Origin of the sequence: Streptomyces sp. NPDC057617, from assembly GCF_042800555.1 — a bacterium.
Lineage (GTDB): Bacteria > Actinomycetota > Actinomycetes > Streptomycetales > Streptomycetaceae > Streptomyces.
In genome coordinates, this window is sequence record NZ_JBHVGV010000013.1 from 275000 (window position 1) to 291350 (window position 16351).

General features: G+C 67.7%; 14 protein-coding genes. 7 read left to right on the plus strand and 7 right to left on the minus strand.

Annotation, left to right across the window (positions count from 1 at the left end; genetic code table 11):
• Nucleotides 1-7: 7 nt before the first annotated feature.
• A complete protein-coding gene (dnaB, locus tag ACFU9P_RS28975) occupies nt 8-1495 on the minus strand; it encodes a replicative DNA helicase (protein ID WP_217307670.1) in 1488 nt (495 codons plus the stop codon).
• Between the two features lie 423 nt (nt 1496-1918).
• Between dnaB and ACFU9P_RS28980 the strand changes: the two genes are divergently transcribed.
• Nucleotides 1919-3256, plus strand: coding sequence for an MATE family efflux transporter (locus tag ACFU9P_RS28980; RefSeq protein ID WP_384086340.1), 1338 nt, complete (start codon nt 1919-1921; stop codon nt 3254-3256).
• Between the two features lie 202 nt (nt 3257-3458).
• On the opposite strand, the gene rplI is transcribed toward ACFU9P_RS28980, so the two are convergent.
• The 4 genes from rplI to rpsF all read right to left on the minus strand — a co-directional run bounded on the left by rplI (nt 3459) and on the right by rpsF (nt 5186).
• Complete coding sequence (gene rplI, locus ACFU9P_RS28985) at nt 3459-3905, minus strand: 50S ribosomal protein L9 (protein ID WP_376383255.1); 447 nt, start codon at nt 3903-3905, stop codon at nt 3459-3461.
• Nucleotides 3906-3923: 18 nt separating this feature from the next.
• On the minus strand, nt 3924-4160 hold the full coding sequence (gene rpsR, locus ACFU9P_RS28990; protein WP_003967857.1) for a 30S ribosomal protein S18: 237 nt from the start codon (nt 4158-4160) through the stop codon (nt 3924-3926).
• Nucleotides 4161-4204: 44 nt separating this feature from the next.
• Nucleotides 4205-4801 (minus strand): single-stranded DNA-binding protein, encoded by a 597-nt coding sequence (locus tag ACFU9P_RS28995; protein WP_376383257.1) that lies wholly within the window; start codon nt 4799-4801, stop codon nt 4205-4207.
• Nucleotides 4802-4895: 94 nt separating this feature from the next.
• Entirely contained in the window at nt 4896-5186 is a 291-nt protein-coding gene (gene rpsF, locus ACFU9P_RS29000; protein WP_006604399.1) for a 30S ribosomal protein S6, read from the minus strand.
• A 297-nt stretch (nt 5187-5483) separates the two neighbouring features.
• Here rpsF and ACFU9P_RS29005 point away from each other — a divergent pair, with 297 nt between their 5' ends.
• The 3 genes from ACFU9P_RS29005 to ACFU9P_RS29015 all read left to right on the plus strand — a co-directional run bounded on the left by ACFU9P_RS29005 (nt 5484) and on the right by ACFU9P_RS29015 (nt 8182).
• The gene (locus tag ACFU9P_RS29005; RefSeq protein ID WP_376383260.1) at nt 5484-5798 is read left to right on the plus strand and encodes a hypothetical protein; all 315 of its coding nucleotides are present in this window, start codon (nt 5484-5486) and stop codon (nt 5796-5798) included.
• Between the two features lie 110 nt (nt 5799-5908).
• A complete protein-coding gene (locus ACFU9P_RS29010; protein ID WP_376383262.1) occupies nt 5909-7027 on the plus strand; it encodes a lipid II:glycine glycyltransferase FemX in 1119 nt (372 codons plus the stop codon).
• 123 nt (nt 7028-7150) lie between these two features.
• Complete coding sequence (locus tag ACFU9P_RS29015; RefSeq protein ID WP_066947126.1) at nt 7151-8182, plus strand: alanine racemase; 1032 nt, start codon at nt 7151-7153, stop codon at nt 8180-8182.
• Nucleotides 8183-8335: 153 nt separating this feature from the next.
• Here the strand turns inward: ACFU9P_RS29015 and ACFU9P_RS29020 are convergent, their stop codons facing one another.
• Nucleotides 8336-9826 (minus strand): glycosyltransferase family 87 protein, encoded by a 1491-nt coding sequence (locus ACFU9P_RS29020; protein WP_384086346.1) that lies wholly within the window; start codon nt 9824-9826, stop codon nt 8336-8338.
• A 170-nt stretch (nt 9827-9996) separates the two neighbouring features.
• Nucleotides 9997-12666 carry a transglycosylase domain-containing protein gene (locus tag ACFU9P_RS29025; protein WP_384086349.1) on the minus strand — a complete coding sequence of 890 codons (2670 nt, stop codon included), beginning with the start codon at nt 12664-12666 and terminating at the stop codon, nt 9997-9999.
• Between the two features lie 370 nt (nt 12667-13036).
• Between ACFU9P_RS29025 and ACFU9P_RS29030 the strand changes: the two genes are divergently transcribed.
• From ACFU9P_RS29030 to ACFU9P_RS29040, 3 genes are all read left to right on the plus strand, one after another.
• Nucleotides 13037-13744 carry a helix-turn-helix transcriptional regulator gene (locus tag ACFU9P_RS29030; RefSeq protein ID WP_376383268.1) on the plus strand — a complete coding sequence of 236 codons (708 nt, stop codon included), beginning with the start codon at nt 13037-13039 and terminating at the stop codon, nt 13742-13744.
• Between the two features lie 58 nt (nt 13745-13802).
• A complete protein-coding gene (locus ACFU9P_RS29035; RefSeq protein WP_384086352.1) occupies nt 13803-14885 on the plus strand; it encodes an inositol-3-phosphate synthase in 1083 nt (360 codons plus the stop codon).
• A 105-nt stretch (nt 14886-14990) separates the two neighbouring features.
• The gene (locus ACFU9P_RS29040) at nt 14991-16244 is read left to right on the plus strand and encodes an MFS transporter (protein WP_384086355.1); all 1254 of its coding nucleotides are present in this window, start codon (nt 14991-14993) and stop codon (nt 16242-16244) included.
• Nucleotides 16245-16351 lie beyond the last annotated feature (107 nt).

The following is a 16351-nucleotide window of genomic DNA, read 5'->3' on the forward strand; positions in this document are numbered from 1 at the left end:
ATCCGGCTCACGTCTGGGCCATGTCCACGAAGCGGGAGTAGTGGCCCTGGAAGGCCACTGTGATCGTTGCCGTGGGGCCGTTGCGGTGTTTGGCGACGATGAGGTCGGCTTCGCCGGCGCGGGGGGATTCCTTTTCGTACGCGTCCTCGCGGTGGAGCAGGATCACCATGTCCGCGTCCTGTTCGATGGAGCCCGATTCGCGCAGGTCGGAGACCATCGGTTTCTTGTCCGTACGCTGCTCGGGGCCTCGGTTGAGCTGGGAGAGGGCGATGACCGGCAGCTCCAGTTCCTTGGCGAGGAGCTTGAGGTTTCGCGACATGTCCGAGACCTCCTGCTGACGGCTCTCGGCGCGTTTCGAGCCGCCGGACTGCATGAGCTGGAGGTAGTCGATGACCACCAGCTTGAGGTCGTTGCGCTGCTTGAGGCGGCGGCACTTGGCCCGGATCTCCATCATCGAGAGGTTCGGCGAGTCGTCGATGTAGAGGGGCGCCTGCGAGACATCGGGCATCCGGCGGGCCAGCCGGGTCCAGTCCTCGTCCGTCATCGTGCCGGAGCGCATATGGTGCAGCGCCACCCGGGCCTCCGCGGACAGCAGGCGCATCGCGATCTCGTTGCGGCCCATTTCGAGCGAGAAGATCACGCTGGGCAGATTGTTCTTGATGGACGCGGCGCGGGCGAAGTCCAGGGCGAGCGTGGACTTGCCCATCGCGGGGCGGGCGGCGATCACGATCATCTGGCCGGGGTGCAGACCGTTGGTGAGGGAGTCGAAGTCCGTGAAGCCCGTCGGCACCCCGGTCATCTCCCCGCTGCGCGAACCGATCGCCTCGATCTCGTCGAGCGCGCCCTCCATGATGTCGCCGAGCGGCAGATAGTCCTCGCTGGTCCGCTGCTCGGTGACGGCGTAGATCTCGGCCTGCGCGGAGTTGACGATCTCGTCGACATCGCCGTCGGCGGCGTATCCCATCTGCGTGATCTTCGTGCCGGCCTCGACGAGCCGCCGCAGCACCGCCCGCTCGTGCACGATCTCCGCGTAGTACGACGCGTTGGCCGCGGTCGGCACCATCTGGACGAGCGTGTGGAGGACCGAGGCGCCGCCGATACGGTTGATCTCCCCGCGTCTGGTCAGCTCGGCCGCCACCGTGATCGGGTCGGCCGGCTCCCCCTTCGCGTACAGGTCGAGAATCGCCTGGAACACGGTCTCGTGCGCGGGGCGGTAGAAGTCGTGCCCCTTGATGATCTCCACGACATCGGCGATGGCGTCCTTGGACAGCAGCATGCCGCCCAGGACCGACTGCTCGGCGTCCAGATCCTGCGGGGGAACCCGCTCGAAACCGGCGGACCCGGGCGATCCGCCGTCCCAGACCCCGGTGTCCCGGCCCCGCTCGTGCTGCTCCTCGCGACCCCGGCCCTCACCGCGGCGCTGCCGCGAGACAGGCAGTCGGTCACTGGGACCGGCGTCGGTCCAGGGATCGTCCAATGGCTCGGGAATGCTCACCGGCCACCTCCTCCCGTCCGCCCTGCGGACCTCGCCGTGCCACTCTTTCTACGGCACGACACTGACAAAACGAGAGGGCCTGACCCCGGTTCCGGCACGTCGGACGCCGGTCCACGTTAGGCCCGCGGGCACCGTCAGCCAATCTGGTTATCCACAGGCCATGTGGACGACGGACCAGATGCTGTGGAGAACCCCGGTGAACCTGTGCACGGAGCGGGGGACAGCACTGTGGACAAAGTCGGAGCGCCCGCGCCGCACCCTCTCTGAGCTGGCCTTTTTCCATCCACCGGCTGTGGGGGAGAAAAACTTTCCCGACTGGGCCAAGATCACGGAAAACAGCACGCGGCAGAGCCCTCACTCATGCACCAGGTAAGGACCCCTGGTCCATTGCGTCACTTACCTGTGGAAGATTAGATTGAGCCCATGACAGAGGCGCCCGCGGCACCCAGAACCCTTCGGCGACGGCACGACCGCGAGATCCTCGCACTCGCCGTTCCCGCCTTCGGCGCCCTGGTCGCCGAGCCGCTCTTCGTCATGGTGGACAGCGCGATCGTGGGCCATCTCGGCACCCCGCAACTCGCCGGACTGAGCATCGCGGCAGCCCTGCTCACCACCGCGGTGAGCATCTTCGTCTTTCTCGCCTACGCCACCACCGCGGCCGTCGCCCGCCGCGTCGGCGCGGGCGATCTCCCGGGCGCCATCCGCCAGGGCATGGACGGTATCTGGCTCGCGCTCCTCCTCGGCGGAGCCGTTGTCGCCGTCACCCTCCCCACCGCGCCCGCGCTCATCGAACTCTTCGGAGCGTCGGACACCGCGGCCCCTTACGCCATCACCTATCTCCGGATCTCCAGCCTCGGCATCCCGGCCATGCTGGTCGTACTCGCCGCGACCGGCGTACTGCGCGGGCTCCAGGACACCCGTACGCCGCTGTATGTCGCCATCGGCGGCTTCGGCGCCAACGCGGCCCTCAATGGCGTTCTGGTCTACGGCGCCGGTCTCGGTATCGCGGGCTCCGCCTGGGGCACGGTCATCGCCCAGTGGGCCATGGCCGCCGTGTATCTGGTGGTCGTGGTACGGGGAGCGCGCCGGCATGGCGCGTCGTTGCGCCCCGACCCCGCCGGGATACGGGCCAGCGCGCATTCCGGTGTCCCGCTTCTCGTCCGTACGCTCTCCCTGCGCGCGGTCCTGATGATCGCCACGGCGGTCGCCGCCCGGCTCGGTGACGCCGATGTGGCCGCCCACCAGATCATCCTGTCGCTGTGGAGCCTGATGGCCTTCGCGCTCGACGCGATAGCCATAGCGGGGCAGGCGATCATAGGCCGCTATCTCGGGGCGGGTGACACCGAGAGCGCCCGGGCCGCCTGCCGTCGCATGGTGCAGTGGGGGATCGTGTCCGGAGTGCTGCTCGGCGCGCTGATCGTGCTCGCGCGTCCGCTGTTCATTCCGCTCTTCACCGGCGATCAGGAGGTACGGAACACCCTGCTGCCGGCCCTGCTGGTGGTGGCCGTCTCCCAGCCGGTCGCCGGCATCGTCTTCATACTGGACGGCGTCCTGATGGGCGCCGGGGACGGCCCGTATCTCGCCGGAGCCATGCTGGTGACCCTGGCGGTCTTCGCACCCGTCGCTCTGCTCGTCCCCGTCCTCGGGGGCGGGCTGACGGCGCTCTGGTGGGCGATGGGGCTGATGATGACGGTCCGCATGCTGACCCTCTGGCTGCGCACCCGCTCCGGCCGCTGGCTGGTCACCGGCGCGACTCGCTGATCCAGGGCGCGAGCTGATCGAGGGCAGGAGCTGATCGAAGGCACGAGCGGCCGGCTGTTTCACGTGAAACAGCCGGTTTCACGTGAAACATCGCCGGACCACAGCAGCCGGACCACAGCACCGAACCGCAGCGAGGAACCACAGCAAGAGGGCCGCACCCCCATGGGATGCGGCCCTCTCCATGCTCTGCCGAGCGCAGCGCTTACGCGGCGACAACCTCGATGCCGAGCTTCGCGGCGACCTCGGGGTGCAGACGTACGGACACCTGGTGCGAGCCCAGGGTCTTGATCGGCGCGCCCAGCTCGATACGGCGCTTGTCGACCTCCGGACCACCCGCGGACTTGATCGCCGAAGCGAGGTCGGCCGGGGTGACGGAGCCGAAGAGACGGCCGGCGTCGCCGGAGCGAACGGCCAGACGCACCTTGACGGATTCAAGGCGGGTCTTGATCTCGTTGGCCTGCTCGATGGTCGCGATCTCGTGGATCTTGCGGGCGCGGCGGATCTGCGCCACGTCCTTCTCGCCGCCCTTGGTCCAGCGGATCGCAAAACCGCGCGGGACCAGGTAGTTGCGAGCGTAGCCGTCCTTGACGTCGACGACGTCGCCGGCGGCACCGAGGCCGGAGACCTCGTGGGTGAGGATGATCTTCATCAGTCGGTCACCCTTCCCTTATCGCGCGGTGGACGTGTAGGGCAGCAGCGCCATCTCACGGCTGTTCTTGACGGCCGTGGCGACATCACGCTGGTGCTGCGTGCAGTTGCCGGTGACGCGGCGGGCACGGATCTTGCCGCGGTCGGAAATGAACTTCCGCAGCATGTTCGTGTCCTTGTAGTCCACGTACTGGGTCTTGTCCTTGCAGAACGCGCAGACCTTCTTCTTAGGCTTGCGCACAGGCGGCTTCGCCATGGTGTTTCTCCTGTGTGATCAAGAAGTGGGGGTACGGGCCCGCCCTAGAAGGGGGGCTCGTCCGAGTAGCCGCCACCGGAGCCGCCGGAGCTTCCGCCCCAGCCGCCTCCATTGCCCCCGCCGCCTTGCGACTGCTGGCCGCCGGCCGGCGCACTGGTCGCCCACGGGTCGTCGGCGGGAGCACCGCCGCCGCCCTGCTGGCCACCGCCACCGGGGCCGCCGCCCCAGTTGCCGCCGCCGCCCTGGCCGCCGCCGTAGCCACCCTGGCCACCGCGGCCGGTGGTCTTGGTGACCTTGGCCGTGGCGTTCTTGAGGCTGGGGCCGACTTCCTCGACATCCAGCTCGTAGACCGTGCGCTTGACGCCCTCGCGGTCCTCGTACGACCGCTGCTTCAGCCGGCCCTGCACGACGACGCGCATGCCTCGCTGGAGCGACTCGGCGACGTTCTCCGCCGCCTGACGCCAGACCGAGCAGGTCAGGAACAGGCTCTCGCCGTCCTTCCACTCATTGGTCTGACGGTCGAAGGTACGAGGAGTGGACGCGACACGGAACTTCGCGACCGCCGCACCGGACGGGGTGAAGCGCAGCTCGGGGTCGTCGACGAGATTGCCGACGACCGTGATGACGGTCTCGCCTGCCATGGGTGAACCTCTCGGCGGGGATTGCTTCTGGCTGCTGTGCTACTCGAAGAACTACTCGGAGCCATTCGGCCCCGATGACCGCTGAGCCGGATGCTCAGTGGGTCTCGGGACGGAGGACCTTGGTCCGGAGGACCGACTCGTTCAGGTTCATCTGCCGGTCGAGCTCCTTGACGACGGCCGGCTCGGCCTGGAGGTCGATGACCGAGTAGATGCCCTCGGGCTTCTTCTTGATCTCGTAGGAGAGACGGCGACGGCCCCAGGTGTCGACCTTCTCGACCTTTCCATTGCCCTCACGGACGACGGAGAGGAAGTTCTCGATCAGCGGGGAGACAGCGCGCTCCTCGAGATCGGGGTCGAGGATGACCATCACTTCGTAGTGACGCATGTGGAACCCACCTCCTTTGGACTCAGCGGCCACGGTCGTTCCGTGGCAGGAGGGTCGTGATGCGTACGCAACGGTATCGGCCGCCTCTGACATCCAGACGCTCGCAGTCCGACTCGACGGATACGAGCTCGGCGGTACGAGGGGCGCACGCCAGGGCAGACACCGGTGCAGAACGTACAGACTACCCGCACCCCGCCTTCCGCTTGAAATCCGGGCGCCGGCGGACGCAATCTGTACACATCGGGTGTGTGCGACGCTACGATGCGCCGCCTTCCGGCTATGGCCAGGAGGTGCCACATGGCACAGGCAATGCGACCGAACTCCGCCACCTCTCTCTTCTCCACGGACGGCAAGCGTCACCCCCGCGAGGACATCCTGGTGGGCGTGACGCTGACGCTGGGACTGCTCGCGTTCTTCTCCGCCTTCTTCTACAACCTGCATCTGCTCAGCTCATGGGCCGGGCTGATCGGGATCCTCACAGGCGCGTACGGGCAGTTCGTCTCCGTGACCACCCGCGAACGCTTTCTGACCATCATCGGTCTGGGCGCCTCGGCGGTCGGCTTCTTCCTCGGAATGGCGCACGGCGGACTCTTCGGCGGAGTGATCGGCTGAGGCCCACTGTCCACAGGGCCAGACGGGGTGCTCCATCGGCGCAGTAGGCTTCGGCGCGAGAGCCGGAGCCCCTGTATCCATGGGGACACACCTGCCGAGGAGCGCCCCGCATGAGCCTTACCCTGAGGACCATCAGCCGAGAGCAGCATCTGGCGTACATCCAGAGCCTGCCCGCGGCGAGTCATTGCCAGGTCCCGGCATGGGCTGACGTCAAGACGGAGTGGCGCTCCGAGAATCTGGGCTGGTTCGACAAGAACGAGCAGCTCGTCGGGGCCGGTCTGGTGCTCTACCGTCAGCTCCCCAAGATCAAGCGGTACTTGGCGTATCTGCCCGAGGGCCCGGTGATCAACTGGTACGCCCCCAACCTCGACGAGTGGCTCCAGCCGATGCTGGCCCACCTCAAGCAGCAGGGCGCCTTCTCCGTGAAGATGGGGCCGCCGGTCGTCATCCGCCGCTGGGACGCGAACGCCATCAAGTCCGGTATCCAGGACCCGGACGTCAAGCGGCTGCGCGATGTCGAGGCCACGCACATCGAGCCGCGCGCCTTCGAAGTGTCCGACCGGCTGCGCAAGATGGGATGGCAGCAGGGCGAGGACGGCGGTGCCGGCTTCGGTGACGTACAGCCGCGCTATGTGTTCCAGGTGCCGCTCGCCAACCGCTCGTTGGACGATGTCCTCAAGGGCTTCAATCAGCTCTGGCGCCGCAACATCAAGAAGGCCGAGAAGGCCGGCGTCGATGTCGTCCAGGGCGGCTACGACGATCTCGCCGAGTGGCAGCGGCTGTACGAGATCACCGCCGTGCGCGACCACTTCCGGCCGCGCCCGCTCTCGTACTTCCAGCGCATGTGGTCCGTCCTGAACGCCGAGGACCCCAACCGTATGCGCCTCTACTTCGCCCGCCACGAGGGCGAGAACGTCGCGGCGGCGACGATGCTGATCGTCGGCGGCCATGTCTGGTACTCGTACGGCGCGTCCGCCAACCACAAGCGCGAGGTCAGGCCCTCGAACGCGATGCAGTGGCGGATGCTGCGCGACGCCTACGCGATGGGCGCCACCGTCTACGACCTGCGCGGCATCTCCGACTCGCTCGACGAGACCGACCATCTCTTCGGTCTGATCCAGTTCAAGGTGGGCACCGGCGGCGAGGCCGTGGAGTACGTGGGCGAGTGGGACTTCCCGCTCAACAAACTGCTCCACAAGGCGCTCGACATCTACATGTCGCGCCGCTGACCGGCCGCACGGCGTGCCGTTAACCGCGATGATGGGCCCCGGACACTTCCGCGAGGCACCCAAGATCGCCCATATTCGTCATATTTCTTCATACCGCAGCCAAGAGAAAGGTTCCGGACCGGCATGGCGCTCTCCCTCTACGTCGACACCGCGCGCTGGCGGGCGCACCAGAAGTCGGTCATCGAGCAGTTCCCCGGGCTCGTCCCGGTCTGCAAGGGCAATGGCTACGGCTTCGGGCATGAGCGTCTCGCCGACGAGACGACCCGCTTCGGCTCCGACACGCTCGCGGTCGGCACGATCTACGAGGCGGCCCGGATCAAGGACTGGTTCAGCGGTGACCTGCTCGTACTGACCCCCTTCAGGCGCGGCGAGGAGCCGGTGCCGCTGCCCGACCGGGTCATCCGCTCGGTCTCGTCCGTCGACGGGGTGTTCGCGCTGGTGGGCGCCCGTGTCGTCATCGAGTGCATGTCCTCCATGAAGCGCCATGGCGTCAAGGAGGAGGAGCTGGGCCAGTTGCACGCGGCCATCGAGGACGTACGGCTGGAGGGCTTCGCCCTGCACCTCCCGCTCGACCGTACGGACGGCTCCGACGCGGTCGAGGAGGTCATCGGCTGGATGGACCGGCTGCGCGCGGCGCGGCTTCCGCTGCACACCATGTTCGTCAGCCATCTCCGCTCCAGCGAGCTGGCCAGGCTGCAGCAGCAGTTCCCGCAGACCCGGTTCCGCGCCCGTATCGGCACGCGGCTGTGGCTCGGGGACCATGAGGCCACCGAGTACCGCGGCTCCGTCCTGGATGTCACCAGGGTCGTCAAGGGCGACCGGTTCGGCTACCGCCAGCAGAAGGCGGCCTCCGACGGCTGGCTGGTGGTCGTCGCGGGAGGTACGTCCCATGGCGTCGGTCTGGAGGCCCCCAAGGCCCTGCATGGCGTGATGCCGCGCGCCAAGGGCGTCGCCCGGGCCGGGCTGGCCACGGTCAACCGCAATCTGTCGCCGTTCGTCTGGGCCGGCAAGCAGCGCTGGTTCGCGGAGCCGCCGCACATGCAGGTGTCGATCCTGTTCGTACCGTCGGACGCCGACGAGCCCAAGGTCGGCGACGAACTGGTGGCGCACCTGCGCCACACGACGACCCAGTTCGACCGCCTGGTCGACCGCTGAGACCACTCGGCCCGCCCAGCCCGCCAGCCCGCCCAGCCTCTCAAAACCGCCCGCTCACGCTCTCGGAGCGCCCTCAAAAAGCGCTCTGAGCGCCTGAGCGCAGCCGCGGAGTCCCCGGAACGCCGGGGAACCCTCGCGGCCCCGCCAGACCGCTCAGCCGGCCTCGGGCGGCCGCGTGCCCCACTCGACGCGTGGCGCCTCCGCCGCCTGGGCCTGGTACTCCGGCATGCGGTACGACTGTCCGAGTACGAACCTGTCCTCCGCGCCGTCCAGCACCCCGCCCGAGGGGTCGTCCGTACCGTCCGTCCGTACGCCGTCCCGCTCGGGCAGCAGGGCGTCCCGTACGACCATCGCGCACAGGTACAGCGTCCCGGCCAGGTGCACGGCGATCGCGAGCTGGTACCCCTCCGTGGGCAGGCCCTTGTGGGCGTCGCCGCTGGTCGTGTACGCGAGGTACATCCAGATGCCCAGGAAGTACATGACCTCGCAGGCCTGCCAGACCAGGAAATCGCGCCAGCGCGGGCGGGCCAGCGCCGCCAGCGGGACCAGCCACAGGACGTACTGCGGTGAGTAGACCTTGTTGGTCAGGATGAACGCGGCCACGACAAGAAAGGCGAGCTGCGCGAAACGCGGCCGGCGCGGAGCCATCAGGGCCAGCGCGCCGATCCCCGCGCACGCCAGCACCATCAGCACCATCGCGTAGGTGTTGACGGTGCCGACCTCCAGGGACTTGCCCGTGCGCTGTGTGATGATCAGCCAGAACGAGCCGAAGTCGACCTGCCGCTCCTGGCTGAAGGTGTAGAACTTCTTCCACCCCTCGGGCGCGAGCACCATCACCGGCAGATTCACCACCAGCCACGCGCCCGCCGTGCCCAGCAGGGCCGTCCCGAACTCCCGGAACCTCCCCGCCCGCCAGCACAGCACGAACAGCGGTCCCAGCAGCAGTACGGGATAGAGCTTGGCGGCGGTCGCGAGCCCGATGAGGATGCCGAAGGCCAGATTCCGGCCGCGGGACCACATCAGCATCGCGGCGGCGGTCAGCGCCACGGCCAGCAGATCCCAGTTGATGGTCGCGGTCAGCGCGAAGGCGGGCGCGAGGGCGACCAGCAGGGCGTCCCAGGGACGGCGCCGGTGGGTGCGGGCGACACAGACCGCGATGACCACGGCGCAGATCATCAGCATGCCCGCGTTGACCATCCAGTACATCTGCTCGCGGTACTGGATGGAGCCGCCCGGGGTGAGCCAGGAGGCGACCTCCATGAAGAGGCCGGTGAGTACCGGGTACTCCAGGTACTGCATGTCGCCGTTCAGCCGGTCGAAGTACGGCACGAGATTGTCGGCGAAGCCGCGCCCCAGGAAGAGGTGCGGAATGTCCGAATAGCAGGCGTGGGTGTACTGGGAGCTGGCGCCCCGGAACCACGCCCAGTCGTAACAGGGCATCTTCTGGACCATGCCCAGCGCGAACATGCCGATCGCCACCAGCGCGACCACGCGCACGGGCGTGAGCCGGCTGCTGCCGAGCCAGGCCCAGCGTCCAATCGGGCCGCCGATCAGCTCGCTGCCGGCCGCGGCGATCTCGTCCCGCCGGGTGGGGGCCACGACCGGCGGGTCCTGGTGCACGGTTGTCTCTTCTGCGCTCGGCATGGCGCCCATCCTGCCGTACGCGCCCATGGACGCGGCGAGGGCCGCCGCACCGTACGTACAGAGAGTCTGTACGTGACCGGTGCGACGGCCCTCGTCTCAGCCATCATTGCCGTCAATCAGCGCTTGACGGGCGGGAAGCCTCCGGGCAGGAAGCCCCAGGGCGAGAGGCCCTACCCTCCCGTGCCCCCGAAGAAGCCGCCGTCGCCGCCGTTCTGGCCACCGCCCGGATCGGTACTGGACGACGACGGGGAGTTGGTGACTCCGCCACCGCTGCCACCGCCATTGTTGCCGCCCTGATTGCCGCCGCCGTTCTGGCCGCCGCCCTGATTGCCCCCGCCGTTGTCACCGCAGCCGAAGAACTCCGTGCAGCTGTCGCTCGGCGTGGGCAGGTCCTCCTGGGACGGGGTCTCGGAAGGTGTCTCGGACGGGGTCTCCGAAGGCGTCTCGGAGGGCGTCTCGCTCGGCGTCGGGGTCGGGCTCTTGGCACCGCCGCCCCACCAGGCGTCACCGATGGGCTCGGGCTTGGGGAACGCCTCGCTCGGCTGGCCCTTCAGGGCCTCCGACATGTATTCACGCCAGATGTCGGACGGGAACGACGCACCGTGGATCTTCTCCTGGTCACCGGTGCCGAACATCTTGAGGAACTCGCGGTTCTTGTTGTTCGCGTCGTCGTCCAGCCGGTACATGTCGATGGCGGTCGAGAGCTGCGGGGTGTAGCCCACGAACCACGCCGACTTGTTGCCGTCGGTGGTACCGGTCTTGCCCGCCACCTCACGCCCTTCGAGCTGGGCGTTCGTACCGGTGCCCTTCTCCACCACGGTCTTCAGGACATCCGTGACATTGTCCGCGACCGCGGCCGGGAACGCCCTCTCCGCCTTCGCCTCGTGCTTGAAGACGGGCTTGCCGTTCTTCTTCACCTCGGTGACCGAGTACGGGTCGCGCTGCTTGCCGCTGGACGCGAACGTCGCGTACGCGCCCGCCATCCGGATGGCGCTGGGGTCGGAGATACCGATCGAGAACGACGGCACATCCGACTTGCTGAGGGAACTGTCCAGCAGGCCGGACCGGATCGCGTAGTCCCGCACCACCGGGATGCCCACATCCATGCCGAGCTGGACGAAGGGGGAGTTGGCGGAATCGCGCATCGCCTCGCGGAGATCGATGTCACCGTACGACTTGTCGCCGTCGTTCCGCTGGAGCCACTCCTTGTCCTCTTCGTTGGTCCAGATCGACCCGTCGTAGTTCTTGATCTTCAGCTTGTTGTCGCCGTTGTACTTCGTCTTGTCCGGCGAGATCTGGGTGCGCTGGGTCTGGCCCTGCTCCGGGGGTCCATCGGGATCGCGCACGCCCTTGTCCATCGCCGCGGCCAGCACAAACGGCTTGAAGGTCGATCCGACCTGCGCACCCGTCTGGTCGGCGTTGTTGGTGAAGTGCTTGGTGGCGTCCGCGCCGCCGTAGATGGCGACGATCTTCCCGGTCTCAGGCTCGACGGAGGCGCCGCCGAACTGGACATGCGTATCGGTATCGGGACGCTTCTTGGGGTCGATATTGGCGTCGTAGACCGTCTCGACCGCTTTCCTGAGCTGCTCGACCTTCTTCTTGTTGAAGGTCGTGTGGATCTCGTAGCCGCCCGTGGTGAGCATGTCGGCCGTGACGCCCTCTTTGTTGTTGTTGACGAAGTACGCCTTGGCGAGGTCGACCAGATAGCCGATCTGCCCGCCGAGCTGCGCGTTCTTCTTCGGCGGGTCCGGCATCGGGAACTCGGTGTACTTGGCGCGCTCGGCGGCGTCGAGATGCCCGTCCTTGACCATCTCGTCGAGAATCCACGACCAGCGCTCCGTGGCCCGCTCGGTATTGGCCGCGGGGGTGGCGATCGAGTTGATCTCGGTGGCTCCGGCGGGGTCGTACAGCGTCGCGCCCTTGAGGAGCGCGGCCAGGAAGGCGCACTCGCTCGGGTTCAGCTTGGCGGCGTCCTTGCCGTAGTACGTACGGGCCGCCGCCTGGATGCCATAGGCACCGCGACCGTAGTAGGAGGTGTTCAGGTAGCCCGCCAGAATGTCGCGCTTGTCCATGTCGGTGCCGACCTTCATGGAGATGAACATCTCTTTGAACTTACGGCTGAGGGTCTGGCTCTGGTCACCGAGGCGGGCGTTCTTGACGTACTGCTGGGTGATGGTCGAACCACCCTGCGTGTCACCGCCCCTGGCCATGTTGAACAGCGCCCTGCCGATGCCCATGAAGTCGACACCGGGGTCCTCGTAGAAGGACTTGTTCTCGGCGGAGATCACCGCGAACTGCATCGCCTTCGGAATGTTCTCGATCCCGACGATCTGCCGGTTGACCTCACCACCGGTGGCGACCATCTGGGTGCCGTCGTCCCAGTAGTAGACATTGTTCTCGGCCTGCGACGCCTGGCTGTCCTTGGGCACCGAGACCACCGCGTACGCGATCGTGCCCGCGGCCAGGATGGAGCCGAGGAAGCCGATCGACAGGGCGGTGGTCTGCTTCCAGGACGGCACCCAGCGGCGCCAGCCGTACTTGCCGTACCGCGGATAGTCGATCAGCCGCTTCTTGCCGGGGCCTCCGCCCCGGCCGCGGCCAGGTCCTTCGGGGCCGCCCCCTCCGCCCCCCGCGCGCCGGCGGCCGCCGCGCTGAGCGGCGCGTCTGGCGGCGGCGCGTCCTCCGTAAGGGCGCTCCTCGTCGTAGGAATCAGAGTGCGAGACCGAGACGGTCTCGTGGGAAGGGGCAGCGCGGCGGCCTGAGGGCTGCTGGGCCGCACGCCTGGCCGCGGCACGTCCGCCACCTTGCGGCTGCGGCTGTTTGCGACGGTGCTCACTCATCGAACGACTACTCCTCGGGCAGGCGCGGACGCCTGGAAGCGGCAGTTGAGTTCCGGTCCCCCCGAAATGAATACGGACCATCCCGGCATGGGGCTCATCCGGCAGACAGCCGGCAACCCGACAGTCTTGACGCTCAGTCGCGTCACTCGGTTCCCGGTGGTCTGCATGCCGCACAGACTACGCACGGCCAAAACCCTCCGAGTACTGAAGTTCACCTCAAATCAGGCAAGTTACTTCCTGAGAATTGTCAATGTGATGCCGTTCACCATGGCCCCGCTTGTCGCATCAGCATCTCCGTTCTATCGTCGGGATGTATCGAGTCGATACATCAGAACGAAATAAGGTTCCCGGACGGTGGAGGAGGCGCAGGGTGAGCCGACGCTCGGGCATCCTCGAGTTCGCTGTCCTCGGTCTGCTCCGCGAGTCCCCCATGCACGGATATGAGCTGCGGAAACGGCTCAATACCTCGCTGGGGATCTTCCGGGCCTTCAGCTACGGAACGCTCTACCCCTGCCTCAAGACGCTGGTCGCCAGCGGCTGGTTGATCGAGGAGCCGGGCAGCGCTCCGGAGGACGCGCTCGCCGCCTCCCTCGCGGGGCGGCGGGCCAAGATCGTCTACCGGCTGACGGCGGAAGGTAAGGAGCACTTCGAGGAGCTCCTGTCGCACACCGGTCCCGACGCCTGGGAGGACGAGCACTTCGCTGCCCGGTTCGCCTTCTTCGGGCAGACGGAGCGCGAGGTGCGGATGCGGGTGCTGGAGGGCCGGCGCAGCAGGCTGGAGGAGCGTCTGGAGAAGATGCGCGCCTCGCTGGCCCGTACGCGCGAGCGCCTCGACGACTACACGCTTGAGCTGCAGCGCCACGGAATGGAGTCCGTGGAGCGCGAGGTGCGCTGGCTGAACGAGCTCATCGAGAGCGAGCGGGCGGGACGGGACCAGCGACGGTCCGGTCCCGGGGTGCCCGCCGAGCAGGGAGACACATCGGGGGAAGCGGATGGCCTGCCCCGGCGCCGGGACGCTCCCGGGGGTACGCCCCTGGGACGTTCCGGACCGGATCCGTCCGCGGACACCACCAAGTGAGGTCCTGCATCTCCGCAGGGTCTCATCACGCACACTGATCACACAGGGAGCAACCGGAATGGGTTCGGTTCGCGTAGCCATCGTCGGCGTGGGGAACTGCGCCGCCTCGCTGGTGCAGGGCGTCGAGTATTACAAGGACGCCGACCCGGCGGGCAAGGTACCGGGTCTGATGCACGTCCAGTTCGGCGAGTACCACGTGCGGGACATCGAGTTCGTGGCCGCCTTCGACGTCGACGCGAAGAAGGTCGGTCTCGACCTCGCGAACGCCATCGGCGCCAGCGAGAACAACACCATCAAGATCTGCGATGTGCCGGCCACGGGCGTCACCGTCCAGCGCGGCCACACCCTCGACGGTCTGGGCAAGTACTACCGCCAGACGATCGAGGAGTCCCCCGAGGCGCCGGTGGACATCGTCCAGACCCTCAAGGACAGGCAGGTCGACGTTCTCGTCTGCTATCTGCCCGTCGGGTCCGAGGCCGCCGCGAAGTACTACGCGCAGTGCGCCATCGACGCCAAGGTCGCCTTCGTCAACGCCCTTCCGGTCTTTATCGCCGGTACGAAGGAGTGGGCGGACAAGTTCACCGAGGCCGGGGTCCCGATCGTCGGCGACGACATCAAGTCCCAGGTCGGCGCCACCATCACACACCGCGTCATGGCGAAGCTCTTCGAGGACCGGGGCGTCGTCCTGGACCGTACGATGCAGCTCAACGTCGGCGGCAACATGGACTTCAAGAACATGCTGGAGCGCGAGCGCCTGGAGTCCAAGAAGATCTCCAAGACCCAGGCCGTCACCTCCCAGATCCCCGACCGCGATCTCGGTGCGGACAATGTCCACATCGGCCCGTCGGACTATGTCGCCTGGCTCGACGACCGCAAGTGGGCGTACGTCCGTCTGGAGGGCCGCGCCTTCGGCGATGTCCCGCTGAACCTGGAGTACAAGCTGGAGGTCTGGGACTCCCCGAACTCCGCGGGCGTCATCATCGACGCGGTGCGCGCCGCGAAGATCGCCAAGGACCGCGGCATCGGCGGCCCGATCCTGTCGGCGTCGTCGTACTTCATGAAGTCGCCGCCGGTCCAGTACTTCGACGACCAGGCGCGGGAGAACGTCGAGAAGTTCATCAAGGGCGAGGCCGAGCGCTAGAGCTCGCTCGCTTCCTCCAGATGAGCCATACGAGAAGGGTCTCCGGGCAGCCGTCCGGTGACCCTTCTCGTATGGTGCGCCGGTGCGTATGTGACGCTGGCTCACATGCCTGTCGTACGTGATCTGCGCGTACTCCTGCGCCTCAGCCCCTTCCGCCGGCTGCTGGCGGTGCGCCTGCTGTCCCAGGCGGCCGACGGGGTCTTCCAGGTCGCGCTCGCCGCGTACGTCGTCTTCTCCCCCGAGAAGCAGACCTCGCCCGCCGCGATCGCCTCCGCCATGGCCGTACTGCTGCTGCCGTACTCGCTGCTGGGCCCGTTCGCCGGTGTGCTGCTGGACCGCTGGCAGCGCCGCCAGGTCTTTCTGTACGGCAATCTGCTGCGGGCCGTTCTGGCGAGCGGCACGGCGCTGCTGATCCTGGCGTCCGTACCCGACTGGCTCTTCTATGTCTCGGCGCTGTCCGTGACCGCCGTCAACCGGTTCGTCCTCGCCGGGCTCTCCGCCGCCCTGCCGCATGTCGTCGACGACGAGCGGCTCGTCCTCGCGAACTCGATCTCCCCGACCGCCGGCACGCTCGCCGCGACCGCGGGCGGCGGTCTCGCCCTTGGCGTACGGCTGGCGATCTCGGACTCGGACGCCGCCGTGATGCTGCTGGGCTCCGCCCTCTATCTGGCCGCGGCGCTCACGTCCCTTCTACTGGCGCGCGAACTGCTCGGGCCCGACAAGGCGCTCGTCCAGCCACGGCTGGGGACCGCCCTGGCCTCCACCGCACGAGGGCTCGCGGGAGGACTGCGGCACCTGAGGGAACGACGGAAGGCGGCCCACGCGCTGGCCGCCATGACGGTGATGCGCTTCTGCTACGGGGCGCTCACCGTGATGGTGCTGATGCTCTCCCGGTACGCCTGGACCGACCGGGAATCCGAGGGGCTGGCGCTCCTCGGGCTCGCTCTTGGCGTCTCCGGGGCGGGATTCTTCGCCGCCGCGGTACTGACTCCCTGGGCGGCCGGCCGGCTCGGTCCCTTCGGATGGATGACGGTGTGCGCGGGGGTCGCGGCCATCCTTGAACCGGCCCTGGGACTGCCGTTCGCCCCCGTGCCCATGCTGATCGCCGCGTTCGTCCTCGGTCTGGTCACTCAGGGGGCGAAGATCGCCACGGACACCGTGGTGCAGACGGCGGTGGACGATGCGTTCCGGGGCCGGATCTTCTCGCTGTATGACGTCCTCTTCAATGTCGCCTTCGTCGGCGCCGCGGCGGTCGCCGCGCTGATGCTGCCGCCGGACGGCCGGTCGGTGCCGCTCGTGGTGACAGTCGCCGTGCTCTACGCCGCCGTCACCGTGGCACTGACGCGCGGGCGGCGCTGATACGAGGCGGCGCTGATACGAGGGTGGCGATGTTTCACGTGAAACATCGCCTCTGAACGTCACCTCACAGCAGAGCGGGCCGGGTCATGTTTCACGTGAAACATGAC

Excerpts from the sequence above, each read along its gene's own strand:
- ACFU9P_RS28980 (WP_384086340.1), top strand. The coding sequence starts at position 1,919 with ATGACAGAGGCGCCCGCGGCACCCAGAACCCTTCGGCGACGGCACGAC.
- rplI (WP_376383255.1), bottom strand. The coding sequence starts at position 3,905 with ATGAAGATCATCCTCACCCACGAGGTCTCCGGCCTCGGTGCCGCCGGC.
- rpsR (WP_003967857.1), bottom strand. The coding sequence starts at position 4,160 with ATGGCGAAGCCGCCTGTGCGCAAGCCTAAGAAGAAGGTCTGCGCGTTC.
- ACFU9P_RS28995 (WP_376383257.1), bottom strand. The coding sequence starts at position 4,801 with ATGGCAGGCGAGACCGTCATCACGGTCGTCGGCAATCTCGTCGACGAC.
- rpsF (WP_006604399.1), bottom strand. The coding sequence starts at position 5,186 with ATGCGTCACTACGAAGTGATGGTCATCCTCGACCCCGATCTCGAGGAG.
- ACFU9P_RS29005 (WP_376383260.1), top strand. The coding sequence starts at position 5,484 with ATGGCACAGGCAATGCGACCGAACTCCGCCACCTCTCTCTTCTCCACG.
- ACFU9P_RS29010 (WP_376383262.1), top strand. The coding sequence starts at position 5,909 with ATGAGCCTTACCCTGAGGACCATCAGCCGAGAGCAGCATCTGGCGTAC.
- ACFU9P_RS29015 (WP_066947126.1), top strand. The coding sequence starts at position 7,151 with ATGGCGCTCTCCCTCTACGTCGACACCGCGCGCTGGCGGGCGCACCAG.
- ACFU9P_RS29020 (WP_384086346.1), bottom strand. The coding sequence starts at position 9,826 with ATGCCGAGCGCAGAAGAGACAACCGTGCACCAGGACCCGCCGGTCGTG.
- ACFU9P_RS29025 (WP_384086349.1), bottom strand. The coding sequence starts at position 12,666 with ATGAGTGAGCACCGTCGCAAACAGCCGCAGCCGCAAGGTGGCGGACGT.
- ACFU9P_RS29035 (WP_384086352.1), top strand. The coding sequence starts at position 13,803 with ATGGGTTCGGTTCGCGTAGCCATCGTCGGCGTGGGGAACTGCGCCGCC.
- ACFU9P_RS29040 (WP_384086355.1), top strand. The coding sequence starts at position 14,991 with ATGCCTGTCGTACGTGATCTGCGCGTACTCCTGCGCCTCAGCCCCTTC.